Annotated in this window: 16 protein-coding genes and 1 pseudogene; 8 read left to right on the top strand and 9 right to left on the bottom strand. The window is 42.2% G+C overall.

Going from position 1 to position 22,650, the window contains the following annotated elements; translation table 11 throughout:
* Nucleotides 1-174 precede the first annotated feature (174 nt).
* The 4 genes from IP485_RS13570 to IP485_RS13555 form a co-directional block, all read right to left on the bottom strand.
* A complete protein-coding gene (locus tag IP485_RS13570; RefSeq protein WP_194363066.1) occupies nucleotides 175-705 on the bottom strand; it encodes an ankyrin repeat domain-containing protein in 531 nt (176 codons plus the stop codon).
* A gap of 241 nt (nucleotides 706-946) precedes the next feature.
* Entirely contained in the window at nucleotides 947-1,633 is a 687-nt protein-coding gene (locus IP485_RS13565; protein ID WP_194363065.1) for a hypothetical protein, read from the bottom strand.
* 200 nt (nucleotides 1,634-1,833) lie between these two features.
* Nucleotides 1,834-2,655 carry a tRNA-dihydrouridine synthase gene (locus IP485_RS13560; RefSeq protein ID WP_320159140.1) on the bottom strand — a complete coding sequence of 274 codons (822 nt, stop codon included), beginning with the start codon at nucleotides 2,653-2,655 and terminating at the stop codon, nucleotides 1,834-1,836.
* Between the two features lie 12 nt (nucleotides 2,656-2,667).
* Nucleotides 2,668-3,216 carry a TetR/AcrR family transcriptional regulator gene (locus IP485_RS13555; protein WP_194363837.1) on the bottom strand — a complete coding sequence of 183 codons (549 nt, stop codon included), beginning with the start codon at nucleotides 3,214-3,216 and terminating at the stop codon, nucleotides 2,668-2,670.
* A gap of 205 nt (nucleotides 3,217-3,421) precedes the next feature.
* Between IP485_RS13555 and IP485_RS13550 the strand changes: the two genes are divergently transcribed.
* The 3 genes from IP485_RS13550 (at nucleotide 3,422) to IP485_RS13540 (ending at nucleotide 5,369) form a co-directional block, all read left to right on the top strand.
* Nucleotides 3,422-4,255, top strand: a complete 834-nt coding sequence (locus tag IP485_RS13550) for a hypothetical protein (RefSeq protein ID WP_198327754.1) — start codon at nucleotides 3,422-3,424, stop codon at nucleotides 4,253-4,255.
* A 326-nt stretch (nucleotides 4,256-4,581) separates the two neighbouring features.
* Entirely contained in the window at nucleotides 4,582-4,818 is a 237-nt protein-coding gene (locus tag IP485_RS13545; RefSeq protein WP_194363835.1) for a hypothetical protein, read from the top strand.
* 293 nt (nucleotides 4,819-5,111) lie between these two features.
* On the top strand, nucleotides 5,112-5,369 hold the full coding sequence (locus IP485_RS13540; protein WP_198327753.1) for a hypothetical protein: 258 nt from the start codon (nucleotides 5,112-5,114) through the stop codon (nucleotides 5,367-5,369).
* Nucleotides 5,370-6,250: 881 nt separating this feature from the next.
* Here the strand turns inward: IP485_RS13540 and cobA are convergent.
* The 5 genes from cobA to IP485_RS13515 form a co-directional block, all read right to left on the bottom strand.
* Nucleotides 6,251-7,183 carry a uroporphyrinogen-III C-methyltransferase gene (cobA, locus tag IP485_RS13535; protein ID WP_198327752.1) on the bottom strand — a complete coding sequence of 311 codons (933 nt, stop codon included), beginning with the start codon at nucleotides 7,181-7,183 and terminating at the stop codon, nucleotides 6,251-6,253.
* A gap of 137 nt (nucleotides 7,184-7,320) precedes the next feature.
* Entirely contained in the window at nucleotides 7,321-10,527 is a 3,207-nt protein-coding gene (locus IP485_RS13530) for a nitrate reductase (protein ID WP_198327751.1), read from the bottom strand.
* On the bottom strand, nucleotides 10,524-11,966 hold the full coding sequence (locus IP485_RS13525) for an NAD(P)/FAD-dependent oxidoreductase (protein ID WP_198327750.1): 1,443 nt from the start codon (nucleotides 11,964-11,966) through the stop codon (nucleotides 10,524-10,526). Before IP485_RS13525 ends, IP485_RS13530 begins: the two co-directional genes overlap by 4 nt.
* A 52-nt stretch (nucleotides 11,967-12,018) precedes the next feature.
* Nucleotides 12,019-13,968 carry a bifunctional protein-serine/threonine kinase/phosphatase gene (locus tag IP485_RS13520; protein WP_198327756.1) on the bottom strand — a complete coding sequence of 650 codons (1,950 nt, stop codon included), beginning with the start codon at nucleotides 13,966-13,968 and terminating at the stop codon, nucleotides 12,019-12,021.
* Between the two features lie 253 nt (nucleotides 13,969-14,221).
* A complete protein-coding gene (locus IP485_RS13515) occupies nucleotides 14,222-15,811 on the bottom strand; it encodes a NarK family nitrate/nitrite MFS transporter (protein ID WP_413787036.1) in 1,590 nt (529 codons plus the stop codon).
* Between the two features lie 560 nt (nucleotides 15,812-16,371).
* On the opposite strand from IP485_RS13515, the gene nirB reads away from it, so the two are divergent.
* From nirB to IP485_RS13490, 5 genes and pseudogenes are all read left to right on the top strand, one after another.
* Nucleotides 16,372-18,972, top strand: a complete 2,601-nt coding sequence (gene nirB, locus IP485_RS13510) for a nitrite reductase large subunit NirB (RefSeq protein WP_198327748.1) — start codon at nucleotides 16,372-16,374, stop codon at nucleotides 18,970-18,972.
* A 150-nt stretch (nucleotides 18,973-19,122) separates the two neighbouring features.
* The gene (gene nirD, locus IP485_RS13505) at nucleotides 19,123-19,473 is read left to right on the top strand and encodes a nitrite reductase small subunit NirD (protein WP_191115282.1); all 351 of its coding nucleotides are present in this window, start codon (nucleotides 19,123-19,125) and stop codon (nucleotides 19,471-19,473) included.
* 1,020 nt (nucleotides 19,474-20,493) lie between these two features.
* A pseudogene (locus tag IP485_RS13815) lies at nucleotides 20,494-20,864 on the top strand (integrase core domain-containing protein); the annotation flags it as partial.
* Nucleotides 20,865-20,923: 59 nt separating this feature from the next.
* A complete protein-coding gene (locus IP485_RS13495) occupies nucleotides 20,924-21,703 on the top strand; it encodes a transglutaminase-like domain-containing protein (protein ID WP_198327746.1) in 780 nt (259 codons plus the stop codon).
* A gap of 149 nt (nucleotides 21,704-21,852) precedes the next feature.
* On the top strand, nucleotides 21,853-22,368 hold the full coding sequence (locus IP485_RS13490) for a DUF6122 family protein (protein WP_227686556.1): 516 nt from the start codon (nucleotides 21,853-21,855) through the stop codon (nucleotides 22,366-22,368).
* Nucleotides 22,369-22,650: the final 282 nt, after the last annotated feature.

Raw genomic sequence — 22,650 nt, 5'->3', positions numbered from 1 at the left:
GCTATTTAAAAATAGCACTATGAGAAATGAAGCTGTGTTGTGAAAGCACATGGATAATGAAGTGAATTGTAAAATAGTTGTTTGTTAATGAAATATATTATTTTTCAATGAGATATAAAGGAAATTGTTCGTTTGGAGGTATACCTATTTTCAATCATTTCTCTTACAATTTTTTTACTCACCTGAATAATTTTCAAGCATTTGTATTAATTCTTGAAAATCAGGATGATCACCTCGAAAGCCTTTAATTGCTTCAAGTAAGTAATCTTTTCCATTATAGTAGTTAACATCCCCACCATTTTTTAACATCAGTTCTAGTACATCTAACCTATCAGGCATCAGCAAAGTCATTCTCAGAGGTATAAGGTTATCTCTATTAGGAATGTTTGGATTTGCTCCTGCTTCTAATAAGGCGATCGCCGCTTCTGCATTTTCCCCTCGCATAGCATAATGAAGTGGTGTCATGCCATAAATGTCTTGAGCATCAATAGGCACTCCTTTTTCAATAAAGAATTCAATAGTTCTTTTCGGTGGTTCATCTGGATTAAATCCCATTGAGAGCTGATGTAACCAGTTCCATTTATCAGTTGGAGCTGTTTCAAAGTAGTCCATATTATTACTTTCAAATAATTCAACAGCTTCTTTTAATTGACCTTGTTTAAAAAGCCTAAAAATTCTCATTCTTAGTTTTCTATGTTCGTCCATAATTACTCCTATTGACTTCTGTTTTTATCAAGAAACATTTGCATTTCTTCTATTAGATCATCAGGTATATTCTTACCTTGCATCTCATCAGCATGACTAATATTAAGCTATGCTATCAATTCCTTAGTCATTGAAGTTATTTCTAGCACTAGAAGTTAGATGCCTGTATAGCGCACCGAACACAATTTTTTGAATATTCACTCTAGGAGTTATATCTGACTATGATGATGTCCATAAAACTCTATTTTTGAGTGCAGTTCACTGGAGGAGGTATCACTCTAGAATCTAAAAACTTGACTACTTTATCGGGCAATAGAAACTTATAATACTCATTAAAAAAGTGTGGCATGTTCGTATAATGGGAATACCTTTCAAATACAGTATCCCATCCATTTTGACCTATTTTACTTTTAATGTAGTCCTTTCTATCTAAAATAGGGGTTTTATAGCCAATGATTTGTAAGGGTAAGTCATAGTCTATCAGCGCAAACACTTTCTTTTCATTATCAAATATAAGAAACGGTGTATTTAAGTGTGGTGATGAAAAATTCCAAATTATTTCCTCGTTTGTGTGAAAGCACTCACCAAAACAACCAAAACTGGCATCGGTTGATGCTATAAAGATAGCACACTTCAAGTTATCATTGATTAATTGAGCTATTATAGTTTCAGGTACTAAACCTTCCTCTATTTCTTCTCCTAGCTCATAGGGAATACAAAAGTAATGGTAGCTATGAGTTAGCCTAGGCTTCATAGCATCGATCCCCACTATCCCTTTAGACCCTGTAATTAATAGATCATTAAATGGGTGAGTATTTGCTTCATCTACGGTTAATAACCGTCCACCAACTTCGCTTAGATATTTTCTTTCTTGCACCCAAAACTTGCTGAAATACTCTTGGTCGCTATCTTTTAAATAAAATGTCATTGCAGCTGTCCTGGTTGTCACAATTATCAAGGGTAATTTGATGTGCCCACGAAAAGCTCACTGCATGTACACCATGAAGTACACCGTGACTATTTCATCGAGTTAAAACGTTGATATCATTAGCCGACAGCCTATTGTTCAAGTCCTCACTAGGGTACCGAACCAATGAAAGCACCTGATTGATTCGTCATACGTATCCCTTAAACATCGCCAAATACTTGACGCCATTCATCGCAACGAGCCTCATCTCTCGCATCATAAATACTCATAGCAGATTCTAGATCTAAATCGAAGGCATCCTCATTATCTTCTGCTAATGCTGTTAGTCGCATGGAATACCAAGCAGTGACGCCACCTGGAGGGTTAGTATCGAATCTTGGAAACTTTGAGTCACCACCTTCAATATTCAACCAGTCATTGGCTAGATTTGGATTTAATGCCATACCACGACCTATACTGACCATATCGACCGCGCCACTCGCAATAGCATCAACAGCTTGCTGACGCGTTTTAAAACTGCCTGTCGCCATAATAGGAATAGTGGTTATCTGTTTTGCACGTTGTGCAAAACTAACGAAGTAAGGCCCACTACCAGAGCTGCTGTCTGAGCTTGCAGGCGCTCCTGGAAAATAAGTACCACCGCTGATATCAATAAGGTCTATAGAAGTCTGATCAATGATACTAATCATCTCCATAGCATCCTCTTCTGTTAGACCGCCTTCTAATTGATCGGTTGAGTTTATCTTAATACCAATGGGGAATGCATCGCCCACCGCCTCTCTAACGGCTTCTATTACCTCATATACGACACGGAATCTTCCTTCTATAGATCCACCGTATCCATCGGTGCGTCGATTGAACAATGGAGATAAAAACTGACTTAGAAGAAACCCATGTCCTGCATGTATTTGAACACCACCAAAGCCTGCATCTTTAGCAATCATGGCTGCGTTTGCATACATAGCTGGTAACACCTCGATATCTTCTATGCTCATCCCCTCGCATTGACTAGCAGAGTAAATTTTCTATAATCATTATAAATCTAGTATTTTTAAAACAGCTAACCATGCGTCTGATATAGCATTATCATCCTTAAATACCTTTTCATTAATGATTGCTCCATCTAAAAACAATCTAATTTGTCTTGCTATAAGCTCTTCGTTTTTCACACCCATATTGTTTAAAATAGACTTTATTGTTTCTAATAACCAGTTTTTATGTTCAAATATTATTCGTTCTAAAGAGCTGTCAGGAAGCAGTTCGTCAAGTGCTTTGACAAACATACAGCCGAAAAACTCTTCCTGTTTAAACCATGCACTATACCAGTTAAATATACACTTTAGTTCGGATAGACCATCTTCCTTGCTTGTATTTATTGATCTTAAAACTCCATCTCTAACTAGTTTGTCACGCTCAATTAAGCACGCTTCTATAAGATCACTCTTAGACGGGAAGTACTTATAAAATGTCATTTTTGCAACTTGAGATTCAGATATTATTTTGTCCACACCTACGTTTACAAAACCATATTCATTAAATAGTTTGCCTGCCGCAGTTAATATGTCTTGTTTTTTTTCTGACATAGAGAGCCTATTAAATTTTATATTTATAATAAAAATTGAATGTTTTCATATATATATAACTATAGTTAGATAAATAAAACATACTATCATCATATCATAACTAAATAAATTACAGGTAAAGCTGGTTAAGATGTGAATCTCATATTTATTCAGGTATTATACAGACAAGTCTGATTTTTCATTTATTAACAGGAGTGCTAGTAGTTTGTATCTTTCTCATCATAACCTATTACGGCAAGACACAACCCATTTACTTCGCCAGAGCATATCTCATAAAGACTGGCTAGGAAACTCAAAAGAAGTAGAGTCTATCAAAAATGAGATAAAGCAACATCAGCTTTTTAATCATAGTATTATAGAAAAGCTTAATCAAGGTGAGCTCTCTTTACCTCACGTTCAATTTATACATCTAGAGTACCAACATAGTATTGTTGAGATATTCACAGACGCTTTACTTATGGCTCAGTTCCAAGCCAAACAATTAGATGAAAAGATAGTATCTTCTATAAAGATGCAATCTCGGTTTTTACTGTCTTTGAATATCATAGACGAGTTTGGTTTATCCCAAGGAAAGCAAGGTAATATCACCTCTCTTAACGCTCATTTCTGCTTATATAAAAAAGTATTGGTAGACCTAGGTATTAGTCCACAAGATGAGTTGAATCATCAATATACTGATGAGTCCCAAAATCTACGAAATTATCTAGAAAGCGCTTATGAGAGCTACCCAATGCTAATATTATTATTGGCTGTTGCTGAACAGCAAGTAATCGCCTTTTCCTCAGCTCTTAAAAATGCTGTGGAACATTTAGGTGTAGATATTAAGGATGGTTATTACTATGTCCACGGAACGACAGAAGAAGACACAAAGAATGCATCTGATGATCTTCATGAAAATGATCTGTGGCTATTATTAACTCACTCATTACATTTATCTTCTGTGCCCGACCTAAAGCAAGCTGCTCTTGATTATTGTAATTATTGGGATAGTTTTTGGTCGAAAATGTCCAATATTGAAAATGATAATACAAGAATCTAGCATAATCTTGTTATCTACTACCTTTTTGACTGCTTCTGCTTTGAACATGGCTGATGAATCAAAAAGGTAGAGTACTAGCTCTTTAAGAAAAATCGGGCGTTACTTTATTAGAAAATATTTAAGCACTTTTCAATGCCTTTGTTTTCCACTATATTCTGACCTCTCAAATACAAACCATTTTAATTGACTTATACAGAGCGAAATGCTAATTTTTAAAAGTAGACAGATAGGTCTGTATATTTCTTCAAACAATGCCTTATAGTATGAGAGCCTAAAAAATATAGTTTAAAACTAAATAGCCAAGGCTAATAAATGGAGTTTAAGATATGAGTGATATATTATCTGGTAGTGACTTAACCCGTGCAATATTAGAGCATAATAATAAAGAGGTATTGTGTGCAGTAAGTAATAATAGCGATAATCAGGCTATAGCTGACCAGCCCTGCTTACTTTGTATAGCATCTTTCAATAATGGTCGTTTTGTTTGTAAAAATGGTGATTTATGGAAATATGCAGTACCTGTCAAAAAAATTGCACTCACACAAACTGAGGTCGGTCTTTAGATAAACGATCTCTTAATAGAATATTGTTCGACATATGTTATTTTTTGATATAATATTATTCGATACATATTTTTTTACCTTTTATCCAAGAAAAACATTTCATACTAATGATATAGGTATAACAGATCCTTGTATTATGTATGGCTATATTCTCTGTCATACTTTTTAACGAGATTGTCATTAAAAATAACCTTTCAGAGAGGGTCAACTAGTAATAATCAAAGTAGACTTTATTATTGAATCTTCTTATAGTTTTCTGCTCATAGCCAATAAAATAATAAGGAGCCATTAGTATGAGCAATAAATTAACTGGTAGTGATTTGACCTGTGCAATGTTAGCGCGTGGTGACAAGGAGATATGGTGTGCCGTGGCTGACACCAGCGATAAAGAGGCTATGGAAGCTCAAGATACTAATGATTTTACGGCTCGTATTGTATCCTATAATAATGGAAAATTTTTCTGCACCAGTGGCACAAAGTGGTTATTTGCCGTACCAATTAAAATCGTTGAGATGACATACGCCGAATCAGATTTAAAAAAAATTAAATAGCTTTGTTAAGCTACCATTAATGTGGTTGGCTTGAATCTTAATCTTTCGATATTCCACTCACTGAGGGCACTGTCCAACATATTTGATAGAGTGAGTTGTGATTATCCTTTAAATTAGAATGGCTCGAAAACAGAGTCTAAAAAACTGAGTTTCTTTTGGATTTAGATAAGAGTGAACCATTGCGTTGCTAATTACTCTCTATCAACGCCATTACTTTATCTTGCAACCACACCAGTTTTTGACGAATAAACTCATCATTAATTTCTTGGATCCATTTATGGAATTTTCCATAGCAGCTCTACAATTTACTAATACTCCTATGATCAAAATCGAGCTGCTTTATCCTTTCTTATTCAGTAATGTCATCTGCAACACTACCTAAATGTAAAAACATTATTTAAACTATCCTTTCGCTCAGTCAGTTGGTTGTTTGATCCCACTCTTTTAAGTATGTTTATGTCGAACCAATCAGGCGCTTTCACTGGTTCGATCTCCTAATGAGGATTTCAACACTAGGCTATAGGCTAATGATATTAAGGTTTTGATACACTGGAAAAGTCACAGTGTATCTACCATACATATTCTATTCGTGATCAATGCGTATACAAGCATTGAACTGCTAGTGTTAGATATGAACTTAATGACTATAAAATCAACAGCATGTGTCATTATGATTGAGCTGTCTGATTAAAACCTCCCATATTAGTTTCTACAATTTCTTCAGCATAGCTCACTTTGCATCGTGCCTTTTTTATTACATCGTCTATTTTTTGCATGCGTTTTAGTATTTCGTAGTAGTTATTCCCCTGTTTAAGAGCTTGTGCTGACATATTACAAAATTGCTGGGTCTGATTGACGCTTTACGTGAGCATTCACTTGCCCTACGTGATACTTTCTAAATTGGTTATTAGGTCTTCACTGGTGACAACGTTGTCGACGTTAACACATGCACTTTGACCTAACGCACCAAGATTGTATTTTGCAAACTCATGATACAAAGTAACCACATCACCCATAATTAGTAGTGCAGGTGTTGGTAATTTTGCCTCAGCTTGCTGCTCGGCGATATTACCAAGCGTACCGATGAGTAGCTGCTGAGTTGGTAAACTGGCATGACTGATTACAGCAAAAGGTGTATTACTGTCACGCCCTGCGGCAATTAACCCTTGGGTCATCTCATCTAGTCGATTCAACCCCATGTAAAAGACAACGGTTTGCGTACTGTCTAAGAGTTCATCATAGTCATTATTAGGTGCACCTGATTTTTTGCATGCTGTCACAAACTTTACGGCTTGTGCATGATCACGGTGTGTCAACGGAATACCTGCTCTGCTTGCAGCCGCACTAGCAGCGGTAATACCAGGAATAGATTCAAAATGAATACCATGACGCACCACTTCTTGCAGCTCTTCACCACCTCGTCCAAATATAAAGGGGTCGCCACCTTTGAGCCTGATGACAGTTTTACCCGCTAGCGCATGTTTGACCAGCAGCTCATTGATACTTTCTTGTGGTAGCGCGTGATTGGCACGGCGCTTACCGACGAATATCTTCTCTGCCGTCAGCGCACACATATCTAAAATGTCCTCTGAGACCAAACTATCATAGAGCACGACATCTGCTTTTTGCATCACTCGCAGTGCTTTTAACGTCAGCAGTTCAGGATCACCAGAACCTGCACCAACCAAATGTACCGTGCCCGTTTTCACACTTTTTTCTATACCTAATGGCTCATTACTCACTCTAATATGACAATTTATATTGGATGAATTCTGTGAAGTTAATGCAGCAATAAAGGTAGATGAATCAGTCATGGTAATAACTCCTAATAACACTGTTAATGACGCGCAGTCCAGCATCTAACAATGACACACATAAGAAAAGAAGAGCATGCAAGATACAGTGCAAGCCCTATGCCATATCAGTGATTAAACCTCGTGACAGACAGTACTTAAGACGCATACCTATCGATTAAGGTGTTGATTTGACTCACACATGAACCGCAGTTAGTCCCTGCTCGGCATGCCTTTCCGACCGCATAGGCACTCATACACTGCTGCTTTGTAATCGTCTCAATAATAATATTCTCTCCAACTGCCATACATGAACATACCAATGCACCTGGATCAACGTAACCTGTCGCTGGACGACCTGCTAGTAACCACTTATAACGCTGATTCTCTGGTATCGCATCAGTACTAGCAAAGCAACTGTTAAGCCAATGAATACTGGGCAGTTGCGTCACTTGCGGCGCAAAACAAACGCTTAGTAGTAGCTGATCGCGTGGTATGTCAGACCCTGATGCGCCAAGCGATGTACAATCTATCGCTGTATCATCAACTTTTAGCTGAGTCGAGATGAAGCGAAGCTGTCTACCCTGTTTGCTCGCAGTAAAAGCGCTATTGATGGATTTATTAGCGAGAGATGTTTGATAGGTCTTGATAAAGTTTTGCCAGTACTCAGGGTCAAGCAGCTGACTGATGACGCTGTCTATGGGACTGGCTAAAGTAATCAAGACGCTATTGGTTTGACGACTTAAACTCCATGTCAATGCGGGTAATGCAGGCAACGCGTTTGATATGTCAGAAGCTGCATTTGTATCAGAGGAAAATGTCAGCATACCTTTATCCTCATATTCCTTCTCAAAGTTCAATAAGGTCTCACGCAGATGCACTATAATGGTGTCTTGTAGATCAGGATGCACCAGAATCTTGCCATAAGTTTTCATCGGCACAGGCATCACGCTGATTGCGGAATTTTTCAATTCAGGTTGTCCTGAATGCGGATCAACGACCGTTGGAATAAGCGTGCCTACGCGTGCAAAATGAGCGAAGGCATTGCTCCAATGCATCGGCATAAAGGCATCGCCTACGCTCATACTGTCGCTGATGGCAACTTGTGCGAGCACCTGACTGTCCGTAGTTGTATTGCTGGCAACCATGCGCTGCGTCTGGCTCTGTATTGATAAGTTTGGCTTATCGCTTTTCTCGTAGCTTTTATCATAGCAGGGACGTAGCTGTACATAATCGCCTTGGTCAACACCGAGCTGCTTGGCATCATCTGGATGCACGGTTAGTGTTGGTACTGATTCGTGCTGATTGAGCTGCGGTGCAAGTCCTGTGCGCGTCATCGTATGCCATTGATCGCGAAGCCTACCTGTAATAAGCCGTAGATTTAATGCCCCTGAGCTATCCTTATGCAACATATGACTGCTGTTATTTTGTTTACTATCAGCGCTTTTCGGTCTCAATCGTTGCGGATGGCTATTGGGTAAGCTGGCGTGACTGGGAGGCGTAATGGCAATGAAACGTGTTCTGATTGGTGTGATACGTGCGCCGCCCCACTGAAATGGCGTCATGACATCGTATGTGTCATGGCTGAAAGAAAATACGTCTTTATCTTGCTGCTCAAGATGGTCTGGCTTTACCTCTATCGATGCTATCGACCTTAGCGAAAGATCTTTTGCCAAATTAAGATAGCGCGGTTGATTACTATCTGACAGAGCTTGGCTGGCATCATTTCCATAAGCAGTTAGGGCGATATGTTCATTAAATATCTCACTAGGATGGTGGTAATCAAAACCTGCTAGTCCCATACGTTTAGCGACTTGCGACAGTATCCACCAGTCAGGCTTTGCTTGCCCAAGCGCGGGCATTAAAGTCCGTTGGCGAGAGATGCGGCGCTCCGAATTGGTCACTGTACCTGATTTCTCCCCCCAACCCTGAGCAGGCAAAACAATATCTGCACACTTAACCGTATCGCTGTCTACGGAGCAGTCAGATACTATCACCAAATCACAGGTAGCCAATGCTCGGCGAAACTTATCGGCTTCAGGCAAGCTAACGACAGGGTTGGTCGCCATAATCCAAATGGCTTTTATACGACCATCTAGTATGGCATCAGCGGCATCGCAAGCTTTTACCCCAACCTCTGCAGCAATTGGCTGCGGTGCTTGCCAAAAATCAGCCACCAAGTGACGATGCTGCTCGTTATCTAAGTCTAAATGCGATGCAAGTAGGTTGGATAATGCGCCAACTTCGCGCCCGCCCATCGCATTCGGCTGACCGGTGAGTGAAAACGGACTTGCACCTACTCGACCCACTCGCCCAGTATACAAGTGAGTATTGATAATAGCATTGACCTTGTCAGTACCACTCGCAGATTGGTTGACGCCCATGCTAAATGCTGTGACTGTCCTATCGGTTGCAGCGACCAGCTCATAAAACTCCCGTACAAGATCCTCACTGATACCGCATGCCGTCGCCACTTTATCAATCGTCCATGTTTTTGCGGCCTCTAAGGCGGGCGTGACATCCTGACACTGCTGAAGATAGTCCTTATCACCACAGCCTTCTTGCTCAAGATAATGCAGCAGTCCGTTATATAAGTGAGTATCCGTGCCAACAGCAATGGGTAAATGCAAATCGGCGAACTCACAAGAATCAGTACGACGCGGATCAATCACAATCAGTTTTTTATTGGCATCACTTTTTTTGGCTGATAAAAACCGCCCGAATAAAATAGGATGACACCATGCCATATTGGAGCCCACCAACACCAATAAATCACAGGACTCTAAATCTTCATAATTACTAGGGACTAAGTCTGCACCAAAAGCACGCTTATGCCCTGCAACCGCTGAGGACATGCAAAGACGTGAATTGGAATCGATATTATTATTGCCAATAAAACCTTTAATGAACTTATTGGCAACATAATAATCCTCGGTGAGCAGCTGTCCTGACACATAAAACATCACGCTATCACGCCCGTGTGCCGCGATGGTGTTATTCAATCGATTGGCAATATCGTCCAACACCGACTCCCACTCGGCAGGCTGAGTATCGGTAGGTCGACCCTCTACCATCGATCGCTGTTTATCTTGATAATAAGGCTGAGTTAACCTGCGCTCAGTACCCAATGTTTGTGCCAATGCACTGCCTTTTGAGCAGAGTTTACCGAAGTTTGCTGGATGATCAGGATCACCTGTCACGCTGATGGTCCCTGTCTCATCAATGTTTGCTAGTACGCCGCAGCCAACACCGCAGTAAGGACAAGTAGTACGAATAGGACTGACCAAATCCTCAGTGTAAGTCGTAATGCGAGAGGACAGTGAGACATTAAGGTCTTGCTCGTCATTTAAGATGGCGCTGCTCATGATGCCTCTCCTATTAGGTGTGCGACACTTGGCAAGGCGGATTCAGGCTCAGCTGCTTCTATTTTCTCTAAATCGCAATAGGCTTCGCCAAAGATAAGGTCTTCTTTTATCGAGGATATATCACTGCCATCAGTGATCAGCTGACTATAAAACCCGCTTTCACTCACATCCCCGTATAGTACTGTACCGATAAGTTTGCTTGCTTTAATATAGAGACAAAGATAATGATTGAGGCTCGTTTGCTGATAGAGCACGCGCTCTATCTGTGCCATTTCACTGTCATCAAAAGCGATCTGACCTGCTGAAAAAGCCGCGATGCCAGATACTTTTAATTTTAAAGATAAAGGCTTACTGATAAAGGGACGCCAGTCGTTTTTAGATTTGTTTAGTTGTGAGTCACTATTGGCTGTCTTGCGACTTGAGACGCGTGGCGCTTTTAAAACAGAAACCAAAGTATCGACCTGTTGGTTGACAGGGGCTACCATACCGAACAGCTCACCATCTAGCTCTATACATTCACCAATCGCATAGACATGAGGGCAGCTTGTATGCATAAAACCATCGACCACAATACCGCGATTGACCTCAAGACCACTTTGCTGCGCCAGTGTCATATTAGGTATGACGCCAACTGCCATGACAATAAAGTCTGCTGGCAGTGTGCGGCCATCCTTTAACAACAGACCATTAACCTCGTGTTGATCATTGACTGTAATGCATTTTGTGTTGGCTGATACCTCCAGTCTGACACTTCGACGCAAGAGCTCTGCTTGTAGCAGATGAGCGGCGGGCATATCAAGCTGTCGGTTGAGAACATGACTATCGACATGAACAACTGTCATATCTGCCCCTTGAGACGCCAAAGCGCAGGCGGCCTCTAGACCCAACACCCCGCCACCAATGACGAGACCCTTTTTTTCTTGGCGCGCGTACTCCGTCAATACCTGCACATCAGCAATATCTCGAAATACATGAACCCCCTTAGCATCATGATTGGCAAAAGGGATGACGCGAGCTTGTGAGCCAGTAGCCAGCACCAGCTCGGTATAATCTAGGGTTTGTCCATCACTCAATTTGATACACTGCTGATTGGTTTCGATTGCATCTACCGACGTGCCAGCCAATACCGTGATACCCAATTGCTCATATTCTGCTAACTCGTATAAATATGTCTCTTCAAAAACCGACTCTCCTGAGAGTACGGGTGATAACATGATACGGTTATAGCCCACGTGCGGCTCTTTACTGATTAACGTAATTGGCAAACGGGCGATGTCATCATTTGATTGCGTGCGAGCAAGCTCAATGGCAAAACGACTGCCTGCCATGCCCGCTCCGATAATAACGATGCCAGCGTTTTTTTGATGGTCTGATGCTAAGGCGTGAGTGTTGGTATGAGTATCTACCCTAGTGGCGGCTTGCGATATAGATAACGACATAAACAGAAAGTCCCTTAGCCGCGCAGAGCAGCATTGAATGCAAAACAGCATGTCATGAAAAGTACGCCAACAATAATAAAATGATGACAAACTCTATGAAGCAAATGCCATGCCATACCAGTAGAGGGTTACGCTTAATGAGAGGTTCTGGGTCACGGCTGTGTGCCTTGTTATCGGGGTTAAAATCCTGTAAAAACTCACCAATGGCTTGATAGCGCGCGTTGGTGTTGACATGCAGCGCACGCATGAGTGCCTGTTGGCTGGCGTCAGGTACGTTCTGTTGCCGTAGCGGCTGCGCGGGCACCATTAGTGTTTGGTTTGGCATCATTAGTGTTTGGGTATTAAATGGCAATTGCCCCGTCAGCAATTCATAGCCAATCACTGCAATCGAGAACAAGTCAGAATGCACGCCTTTTGGTGCATCGGTGTAATATTCTGGTGCAGCATAGTGCAAATCACCATTTGGTGGTCGGGTGCTGTCTTTTAAGATAGAGGAGCTGGCGGAACCAAAATCAATGAGTTTGACCGCGCCTGATTTGGTTAAAAGAATGTTTTCGGGTTTGATGTCTTGATGCAGCAGATAGTTGCGATGCATGACCCGAACCGCCATGCCAATTTTGGTGAGTAAATCAAAGGTTTGCCACACATCACAAGGCGCATGACGATCCATAAAGTCCCGTAAACTCTCACCGGCGATATATTCAGTCAAATGATATAAGTATGTGGTACTTGCTGGTACTGGATAGTAACGCAGCAGCCCCGACTCACTGAGCCCAGAACCCACGTTATGACCAATATTGTTGGATGCAGGATTGACAGACAATCGATTGGGATCAGCTTGATTGTAAGCCGACTCGCCCGCGCGGCGATGTTTTGATAGGCTCAAACCAATTTTACGTTCTTTTAAAAAATCACGCAGATAGTGACCATCGGCGACCGAATCTAAACTGGGTGATTTTAGAACAAAGTCATTATTGTATTCATCTTGCACCCAGTACACGTGACTGCGAGCCGTACGAGCGATAATACCAATCACAGTAAAGCCATCAATATGGTCGCCTATCTGTAAACCAGTTGGAAGCTGGTAGCGATTCACATCATGTATGACTGTATCCAGATTATCAAAGTCAATACCATCAAAATGACGAATACCTTTAGAACCATTGATAGAAGTAAAATGGGCTGACCGTGTGTTCATACTCAGCATGACCATACTTAGATTGTCATGACTACCTGCACTAAAGGCTTGCTCGCACACGGATTGACTGGTGTTAAACCCTAGCGGTAATTTGTGTGTAGTAGCCATCAACTGAAATATATCAGTCGCACTGCTGCACAGCTCAAATTGCAACTCTGTGGGCTCTATATGCTCATACACCCCATCTGTCATAATGGCCAAACACTCGTTTTGATGAAGGGTAAATACCGATTGTTGTAGCTCTAACTGGCTATCTGCGCCGATAGCTGCAGCAAGCGCCCCTTTATCTTGGCCGCGGTGCACGCGGTGATCTTTGCTCAATACTGTCAGACAATCTACCCCAACGCGGTATATTCGAGAGTCGCCTGTATGAAACAGGTGAATACGGTCACCGATACAGAGCAAGCCTGATAACGTAGACAACAACGGCGGCACTCGTTGATACGCTTGAGGAAAATATAGGATATCGTTGGCTTTATTGACTGCTGTTTTGATGAGACTAGCGACTTGATCATCGTCAAAACTGATGGATGACGTCTCATCTTGTGATTGTGCCAGTGCGGTCAACCCTAATGTTATTTTGTGAGCAATGGTATTCACCACCAGCCTACTTGCCTGTTTTGGAAACTGAGAAGCGCTGACCCCATCTGCCATCAACACCAATAATGGGGCTGATGATGGCGGGTGAGATACTGCATGAGGCATTGGGCGATTGGCATTAGATGATTCTTCACCTGAATATTGATAGGGCAAGCAGGTGGTAATAAGTACACTGTCTTGATTTTCCGTCTTGCGACCTGCCATGGTGAAAAAATCAAGCCACCATAATGCAGTGCTATCATCAATATCCTTACTGTCACCAGTTTCATCAATAGCGTGGCTATCAATGCTCTGGCTGACATCATTGGCAACAAACTGACCTGAGCCTATTAGAGATGACGGATTGCCTGTATTAAAATGAACCGCCATCTCATCAGCGTTTTGGTACATATCACCATCCGCATTTTGACTATTGTTTCTATTGGCGTGTGCTATCGTCATCTGTCTTCACCCCGTACTATCTATGACTCACTTGTATTTCGGCAAATGTACCATCTGGCATTTCTTCAATAATGATGCCTTCTGGCTCTTTTAAGAAAAACAAAGCAAAGAATCCAGCCACTGCTGTCGCTGCAATTACAAAGAAAAACACCTGATAAGACACCAGACTCAGCACCGTTAAATACACCACTGATCCAACATTGCCATACGCGCCTGTCATCCCTGCAAACTGCCCTGTCATACTGCGTTTGATCAGAGGAATCACTGCAAAAACAGCACCCTCACCTGCTTGTACAAAGAATGAACAAAACATTGTGATTAACAATGCCAATGCCAGTGGCCACGTTGAGTCAAGGAAGCCCATCAACAGATACCCGATGGCCAAACCAGCTGTCAAAATCAATAAAGTTATTTTGCGACCAAACTTATCACTGAGCCAACCGCCGCCTGGACGTGACATGAGGTTCATAAAGGCATAGCTCGATGCCAATACCCCTGCCATCACAATCGATAAACTAAAAGTTTCTTGATAAAACAAAGGTAGCATCGACACGACGGCAAGCTCTGAGCCGAACGTAGCAAAATACAAAATATTTAAGATACCTACTTGCTTAAAATCATAACGATGCGCCACTGGTACAGGCGTGGTGAAAACCTCTTTATTAAAACGGTAGCTACTGATGAACTCGTAAACATACAGTATCGCAAGGCCAATATAGACCATAGTGACACTAGACTGGCTCAATAAGCTCACACCATCAGGTGATAGTTTCCATGCCAATAGTGCTAATGCCAAATACATAGGCAGTTTAAAAACCATCATTAACCAAAAATCACCCGATGACGTCACCATCATGGCACCTGATTTTTTGGGTTTAAAATAAGTAGCCCCTTTGGGTGTATTACGCGCCATCTTATAAAAAATGATGCTATAAAGCGCCATCACTACCCCTGATGTAGCTGTTGCATAGCGCCAACCTTCATCACCACCGAAAACTGCTGCAGCCCCAATCGCTATAGTTGGTAATAACAGTGCCGCTGCTGCCGAGCCAAAATTACCCCACCCTCCATAAATACCCTCAGCCGTCCCTAATTCATTGGTTGGAAACCAATCACTCATCAAACGAATACCCACCACAAAACCTGCACCCACAAAACCCAGCAAAAACCGAGACAGCGCCAAGGTGTTGTAATCCTGAGCGAACGCAAAGGTAAAACAAGGAATAGCACCAATGGCTAAAATGGCGGTATAAACAATGCGAGGGCCAAAACGGTCTGTCAGCATCCCGATAATCACGCGGGCAGGAATGGTCAATGCCACGTTTAAAATGAGTAACGTTTTGATTTGGTCTTTACTCAGATTGAGTGTTTCTCCAATCGCTGATAGAAATGGTGCATGGTTGAACCATACAAAAAAGGTAAGGAAAAATGCCATCCAACCTAAATGAAGGATTTTATTTTTACCCGTAAATGACAAAACATTAAGCTTGTCTTTACTAGGCTTAACGGGGGCTGATGATGACATAGGCAACTTCCTCAAATGATTAACTTCAGGGTTCTGACAACGTACTAAAGGTACTAAGTGTTCAAAAAATGCAGTATTCAAAAATGATAAGTAGCAATGTTTCAGGCGGTGCAATGGTTATGCCAGTTATTTGTATACGCTGCCAAATCTGTATAAAGGTCAGCACTCGTTAATTATCCAAGCGCCTTTACTGGCGGGTCTATAACCATCGCCACACCTGACGCTTATGCTAATAAAGCATTAACACAGCAGGTTTAAAACACTCCATCAGCCTCCCTTATAAACAGCAATAACATCCAACTTGGGGCACTGCAGTGTTTATTTTGGTGCATTAATTTTTGATATCGCTATCGTTAACAATCGTGCTCACCCTAGTTTTTGGCAAATAGTAGCGCTAATCATGCTGACATAAAAACCTTAGTACATAAGCGACTGCTCCCGATACGGCATACCTTTATGCCTAATAGCAACGCGCAAAAACCCAGCTAATCAAAGTGCCATGGCATGATTATTGAATGCTCTGTAATGGTAGGTATTAAATGCTGTTTATCAGCTGTTGTTGAGGGACGGAGCCGTTTATAGCGTGATAAAAAAATAAACGATGACCGTACCCAACCAGCCCCATTACTAAGGACAGACGCATGAGTAGCACTGCATTGAGCACAGAAAGTAAAGGCAATTTGGTGGTGATTGGCAACGGTATGGTCGGTCATCACTTTATTGAACGAGCAATTGAACAAGGGCTACACCAGCAATTTGACATTCATGTGTTTGCTGAAGAAGACCGCCCTGCTTATGACCGTGTTTATTTGTCGAGCTACTTTGAACATAAAGATGCCAGTAAGCTAAACCTAGTAGATTTAACGGCTTACGAGTTATCAAAAGTTAATTTGCATTTGAATCAGTGTATTGTAGATATCGATTCAGCCAGTCAGCGTATTACTACTGAGGTAGGCGAGATTATTGAGTACTCTGAGTTGGTACTAGCGACGGGCTCATACCCTTTTGTGCCACCCATCCCAGGCCGTGAGCATCCGCATTGCCACGTATACCGTACCATTGCGGATTTAGATGAGATTCTAGCGATTGCTGAGCTGCCCACTGTCAAAAAAGGTGTGGTGGTTGGTGGTGGTCTACTGGGACTTGAGGCCGCAAAAGCGCTCGTTACGCTAGGGCTTGATACCTATGTGGTCGAGTTTGCACCGCAATTGATGGGCGTTCAGCTTGATGCCGCTGGTGGTGAGATTTTAAAGCGAAAAATAGAAGCACTTGGTGTCAAAGTGCTGACGGGGAAAAACACCAAAGAGATTCTGTCTAATACTGCGCCGAACTCTGATGACCTCAGCGGTGATGATCAACATTTAACCATGGAGTTTACAGATGGCACCTCTCTAACGACCGATATGATTGTATTTAGCGCCGGTATTAGACCGCAAGATGGCCTCATTAAAAACAACCCCGAATGCGGTATCGAAATGGGCGGGCGCGGTGGCATCTTGATTAATGAGCAATGTCGCACCAATGCCGATCATGTTTATGCCGTAGGCGAATGCGCAGTATGGGACAATAAAGTATTTGGTTTGGTGGCTCCCGGTTACAACATGGCCAGTATCTGTGCTGCGCAAATTGCTGGTGATAGCAAGCAGACATTTACGGGTGCCGACATGAGCACCAAGTTAAAACTAATGGGTGTGGATGTGGGCAGTATTGGCGATGCACATGGCACGAGTGACGGCAGTTTAAGCTATCTGTATCAAAATCCTGCTGAGGGCATCTACAAAAAACTGGTCACCACACCTGATAACAAGCGCTTGCTTGGTGCTGTACTGGTAGGTGACACCGAAGACTATAACAACTTACTGCAATTGTATTTAAATGATATTGACCTACCCGCACATCCAGAAAGTCTGATATTACCCAATGTTGAAAAACCCGTTATGGGCATCGACAATCTACCAGACACCGCCACGATTTGCTCTTGTTATAACGTGACCAAAGGTGCTATCTGCTCAGCCGTCGAAAACGGCGCATACTCCGTCAGCGATGTAAAAACCATGACCAGCGCCGGTAGTGGCTGTGGTGGCTGTGCCCCTATGGTCAAAGATACGGTCAGCTATCAACTCACCGCCATGGGCTTTGAAGTAAACAATGACTTGTGTGAGCACTTTGCGTACTCTCGTCAAGATTTATATAGCCTGATTCGTGTGCACGGTATCAAAACCTTTGATGAATTATTGACTGAACATGGCAGCGGCCATGGTTGTGAGATATGTAAACCGACAGTCGCCTCTATTTTGGCATCGTGCTGGAACGACTATGTACTCAAAACCGAGCTGACACCACTACAGGACAGTAACGATTACTACTTAGGTAATATCCAAAAAGACGGCACTTATTCTGTCGTGCCGCGTGTGCCGGGTGGTGAAATCACTGCAGACAAGCTCATCGTACTGGGTCAAGTGGCGAAGCAGTTTAATTTGTACACCAAAATCACTGGTGGGATGCGAGTCGATCTGTTTGGCGCGCGCATGGAGCAATTGCCTGATATTTGGACGCAACTGGTACAAGCAGGCTTTGAGACTGGCCATGCCTATGGTAAATCTTTACGTACCGTGAAATCTTGTATCGGTAACAATTGGTGCCGCTACGGCGTCGATGACAGTATTGGCCTCGCCTTGAGATTAGAAGATCGTTATAAAGGCGTACGCTCACCGCACAAAATCAAGATGGGTGTATCAGGCTGTATGCGCGAATGTGCGGAAGCGCAAAGTAAAGACTTTGGCATGATTGCGACTGAAAACGGCTGGAATCTATTTGTCTGCGGTAATGGTGGTATCACCCCACGTCATGGCGAGCTGTTCGCCACCGATCTGGATACCGAAACCATGGTCAAATATATCGACCGCATCATTATGTTCTATATCAAAACAGCGGACAAACTACAACGTACTTCAAAATGGCGTGAAAGCTTAGATGGCGGGCTGGATTATCTAAAAGCCGTCATTATTGAAGACAGCTTGGGCATAGCAGATGAGCTCGAAGCGCAAATGCAGTTATTGGTCGACAATTACGTGTGTGAGTGGGCAGCAACGATTAACGACACCGAAAAACTCAAACGTTTCCGTCATTTTGTAAACAGTGAGAAAGGCGATGATAATGTCGTTTTCGTGACCGATCGTGAGCAGATTCGCCCAGCGACTGATGCGGAAAAAGCAACCATCAATCTGGTTGAATTGGCCTAGCCAATGATGAGTGCCTTGTTATTTATCACAAAAAGCAAGGCGCTGTTTTTTGACTCATGTTTTTTGACTCATGTTTTGCAACTCGCAGTTTGTCACTCATGATTTACCACTCATACAGAGCAATATTATCATAACTAAGGATACCGCCTCATGAACCAACAGACTATTTGTACACTTGACGATATCATTCCTGAAACCGGTGTCTGCGCCCTGATAGATGGCAAACAAATTGCTATTTTTCGTACCAAACAGAACGATTTATTCGCTCTTGATAACTACGATCCATTCAGTCAAGCCAATGTACTGTCACGGGGGTTGATTGGTGGCACCACGATTACAGATGATACAGGAACAGCAAAAGAAGTCCTTTATGTGGCCTCGCCCATCTATAAGCAACGCTTTAACCTAGCTACTGGTCAGTGTTTAGATGATGAGAGTATTGTGCTCAATACTTATAAATTCAAACTTGATGGAAATAATGTGGTGGCAAACTACGAATAATAAGCGACGTTATCACTCATTTTGAAAACTTTGACATGTCATTAATAATTGCTGCATTAATCTAAAACATCCTTTGAGTCTGAGATTCAAAGGATGTTTGAGCTATGCTGAAGCAACCGTACACCTAAACTTGGTAAGCTAAACGTATTAACAAGAGTTTGTTCATATACCTTGTCTTAAGACGGTAGACTTGAACCCATTATAAAACCTCTCCAGAGTTAACTCATAGCTCGTATTACGTCCTGAAGCCTCAGATTTTTGCATCATGTCCTTCTCTATCAAATCATTAAATCTTGTAGTAACTAATCCTTTCATCACTGTAGAAAATAGGCTGGACCATAGTCTATTTTTTGGTCTTCAAACTATAGATATTTAATACTATCACCGACTGAATAGTCTCCATTACTGTATCAATCTCAAAAGCAGCAGCTAGCCCTCCTGTCACCTTTCTCTGAATATCAAGCATGAGAAAGCTCTACTTACTTATCATTTAGGGATTCACTTTCAATATTTTTGGTCTAATCCAACAATAGAGTAGAGGTAAAAATACTATAAAAACACAGTGCCCAAATACGAGTTAAATTTTATTGTATTACAATTTACATCGCGATTATTCAATCATATAATATCTTTAGGCTAATAACCTAGGTACATGTAAGATATCGTCATAATATGTATTTTGGTCGACCTACTTTGACATGGTAGAGGTCAGCAGTTCGAGTCTGCTTATGCCTACCAAATATTTAGAAAGCCCCAATCTCACGATTGGGGCTTTTTTTGTCCGTGCAATATGGGCTGTAGCAGAAAATTCTTGCTTGCATCGACTCATAGTTATGATTATTTAATCAGCTTTAAATTATTTGAAAAATCGACGGTGACCAAAACGTGACCAACCATTAAAAACCATTAAAATTAAAACCCTCTCTTTGACCTCTACTTCAAACTCTAGGCTAGAACCTATTTCTCAGTATTTCTCTTTTTATGCTCTTTTATATATTCAAAATTATGGGAACAATGGCAGCGTCAAATCAAGCGCTAGCAGGCATAAACAAGCCCACCAATGTGATTCATCATAGTGATCGCGGTGTTCAGTATCTATCTATTCGTTATACTTATAGTATGCCTGATCGCGGCGTTATTGCTTATGTTGGCACAACAGGCGATTCATAGATAATGCCTTGATTGAAACCGACAACGGACTATATAAGTCTGAGGTGATTGAGTACCTAAAAGAGCATTGGCAAGGGGTAAACGATGTTGAGCTGGCAACCCTTGAATGGGTGAAATAGTTTAATAAAGCCTGACTGCATAGTGCTGTTGATTATGTCTCGCCTTTTATGTTTGAAAAGCGGTATTATGATAATTTAACTCTGTCAGGCATTACTACCTGACTCAAGTAAACCAGTCTCCGATATAGCCTGTCAGATCAATACCCTTAGAGAGTTCAAACATGATCCTGAAACTTAACGTCAAACTCCATTATCGGCTCTCCGCGCCGATGGACCTTTTACTTCAGATCGAAGCCGCCGATCTTGCGGATCAGCGGGTGCGTTCGGCCGAGATTTGGACATCAGACGTTGCGCATTTTTCACGGGTCACCGCTGATGATGGCATAGGAGAGCGGATTTGGATCCGCGCCGAAGGGGATTTTAGCTGCACTTACCTCGCAGAAATCGCCGTTGACCGTCCTATCTTGGACATATCGGCACTGCCCCAAACGCCACTCCACCTTTTGCCCGGAGAGACGATCAAACATTTGATGCCGTCTCGCTATTGCCCGTCAGACGAGTTCCAAGCCTTTGTGGACGCTGAGTTTGGCGATCTCGCTGGCGGCGCACGGATTGCCGCGATGCGTGATTGGATCGAGTCGGCGTTTAGCTATGTGCCTGGATCGAGCCACGCACAAACCACCGCGCTCGACAGCTTTGTTCAACGTCAGGGTGTCTGCCGTGACTTCGCGCATGTTCTTGTGACACTAGCGCGCGCGTCGTCGATACCTGCTAGGTTCGCGAGCGTTTATGCGCCCGATGTGACGCCACAGGACTTTCATGCCGTGGCCGAGGTCTATCTCGGGGGAAGCTGGCACCTCATTGATCCGACCGGCATGGCAGATGCCAACACGATGGCCCGCATCGGTGTTGGATCCGATGCGTCTGGCGTCGCCTTCTTAACCGCGTTCGGCTCCATAGAGTTTGTCAACCAATCGGTATCCGTGACCAGACAAGCTTAGGATCCTGACCCTAGGTATGCGGGCCTGCGATTAAGACACTGACCGCCGCCATAACAGGAGGTAGGCGGCAGTGGTCTTGCACAATCGGTTTCGCGCTCTTCGCCCTACAGAACAAGGTCTGCATTCAACGAATCAAGGGGACGGTAGGCATGCCATGTTGTGCGTCCAAGAATAAGCAAGTCCAAGATCTTCTACAAAACAGTAATGCGAAGAAAGTTTTTGGAATATCGACTCTTTTCATTGTTTCGACAAACTACCTCAAATTGGAAAAAGCGATGGTTCAAACCGTTATTCATTATTTTCTACATCTTGGCATGCCCTTGATTATTGCCTATCTTTTTTTCCGTAATGACTATAAACGGGTATATTTAATCTTATTAGCAACCATGCTGGTGGATTTAGATCATCTGCTGGCCACTCCTATCTTTTCACCTAATCGTTGCAGTATTAACTTTCATCCACTACACACTTATTATGTGATGGCAGGATATGTGGTTATGTTGTTTTTACCGAAGCCTTATAAAATAATTGGTTTGGGATTGTTACTTCACATGCTAACTGATTTAAATGATTGCGTGATGACCTACCTTAATTGCCCACAGTGTTTGAGTGAAGTTCCTGCCCTTGCGCTTGTAGAATGGTTGGCCAAAGCCGTTAAGTCCTGAGACAGCGGTGACCACATCCCTTTATGTTTCTCTTATAGACTGCCTTTTCAGTAACTTTTAGAAGTAGCATGCATACATCGCTATTCAATCCTCAATAAGTCCTCGCATTAAACCACTTGATACCGATAAAAAAGATAATACTTAGGACCTGTACCTTTAAACGAACATATCTCATTGAAAAATAATATATTTTATTCACAGACAGCTATTTTACAATTCACTTCATTATCCATGTGCTTTCACAACACAGCTTCATTTCTCATAGTGCTATTTTTAAATAGC

This window comes from Psychrobacter sp. NG27 (assembly GCF_016106655.1).
In the GTDB taxonomy this organism is placed as follows: domain Bacteria; phylum Pseudomonadota; class Gammaproteobacteria; order Pseudomonadales; family Moraxellaceae; genus Psychrobacter.
Note: the sequence above shows the minus strand (reverse complement) of the source record. Positions and strands in the feature narration are given on the sequence as shown.

What these genes read in the sequence shown, in the direction of transcription:
- IP485_RS13570 (WP_194363066.1), bottom strand. Translation starts at nt 705, where the DNA reads ATGGACGAACATAGAAAACTAAGAATGAGAATTTTTAGGCTTTTTAAA.
- IP485_RS13565 (WP_194363065.1), bottom strand. Translation starts at nt 1,633, where the DNA reads ATGACATTTTATTTAAAAGATAGCGACCAAGAGTATTTCAGCAAGTTT.
- IP485_RS13555 (WP_194363837.1), bottom strand. Translation starts at nt 3,216, where the DNA reads ATGTCAGAAAAAAAACAAGACATATTAACTGCGGCAGGCAAACTATTT.
- IP485_RS13545 (WP_194363835.1), top strand. Translation starts at nt 4,582, where the DNA reads ATGAGTGATATATTATCTGGTAGTGACTTAACCCGTGCAATATTAGAG.
- IP485_RS13540 (WP_198327753.1), top strand. Translation starts at nt 5,112, where the DNA reads ATGAGCAATAAATTAACTGGTAGTGATTTGACCTGTGCAATGTTAGCG.
- cobA (WP_198327752.1), bottom strand. Translation starts at nt 7,183, where the DNA reads ATGACTGATTCATCTACCTTTATTGCTGCATTAACTTCACAGAATTCA.
- IP485_RS13530 (WP_198327751.1), bottom strand. Translation starts at nt 10,527, where the DNA reads ATGAGCAGCGCCATCTTAAATGACGAGCAAGACCTTAATGTCTCACTG.
- IP485_RS13525 (WP_198327750.1), bottom strand. Translation starts at nt 11,966, where the DNA reads ATGTCGTTATCTATATCGCAAGCCGCCACTAGGGTAGATACTCATACC.
- IP485_RS13520 (WP_198327756.1), bottom strand. Translation starts at nt 13,968, where the DNA reads ATGGCAGGTCGCAAGACGGAAAATCAAGACAGTGTACTTATTACCACC.
- nirB (WP_198327748.1), top strand. Translation starts at nt 16,372, where the DNA reads ATGAGTAGCACTGCATTGAGCACAGAAAGTAAAGGCAATTTGGTGGTG.
- nirD (WP_191115282.1), top strand. Translation starts at nt 19,123, where the DNA reads ATGAACCAACAGACTATTTGTACACTTGACGATATCATTCCTGAAACC.
- IP485_RS13495 (WP_198327746.1), top strand. Translation starts at nt 20,924, where the DNA reads ATGATCCTGAAACTTAACGTCAAACTCCATTATCGGCTCTCCGCGCCG.
- IP485_RS13490 (WP_227686556.1), top strand. Translation starts at nt 21,853, where the DNA reads ATGCCATGTTGTGCGTCCAAGAATAAGCAAGTCCAAGATCTTCTACAA.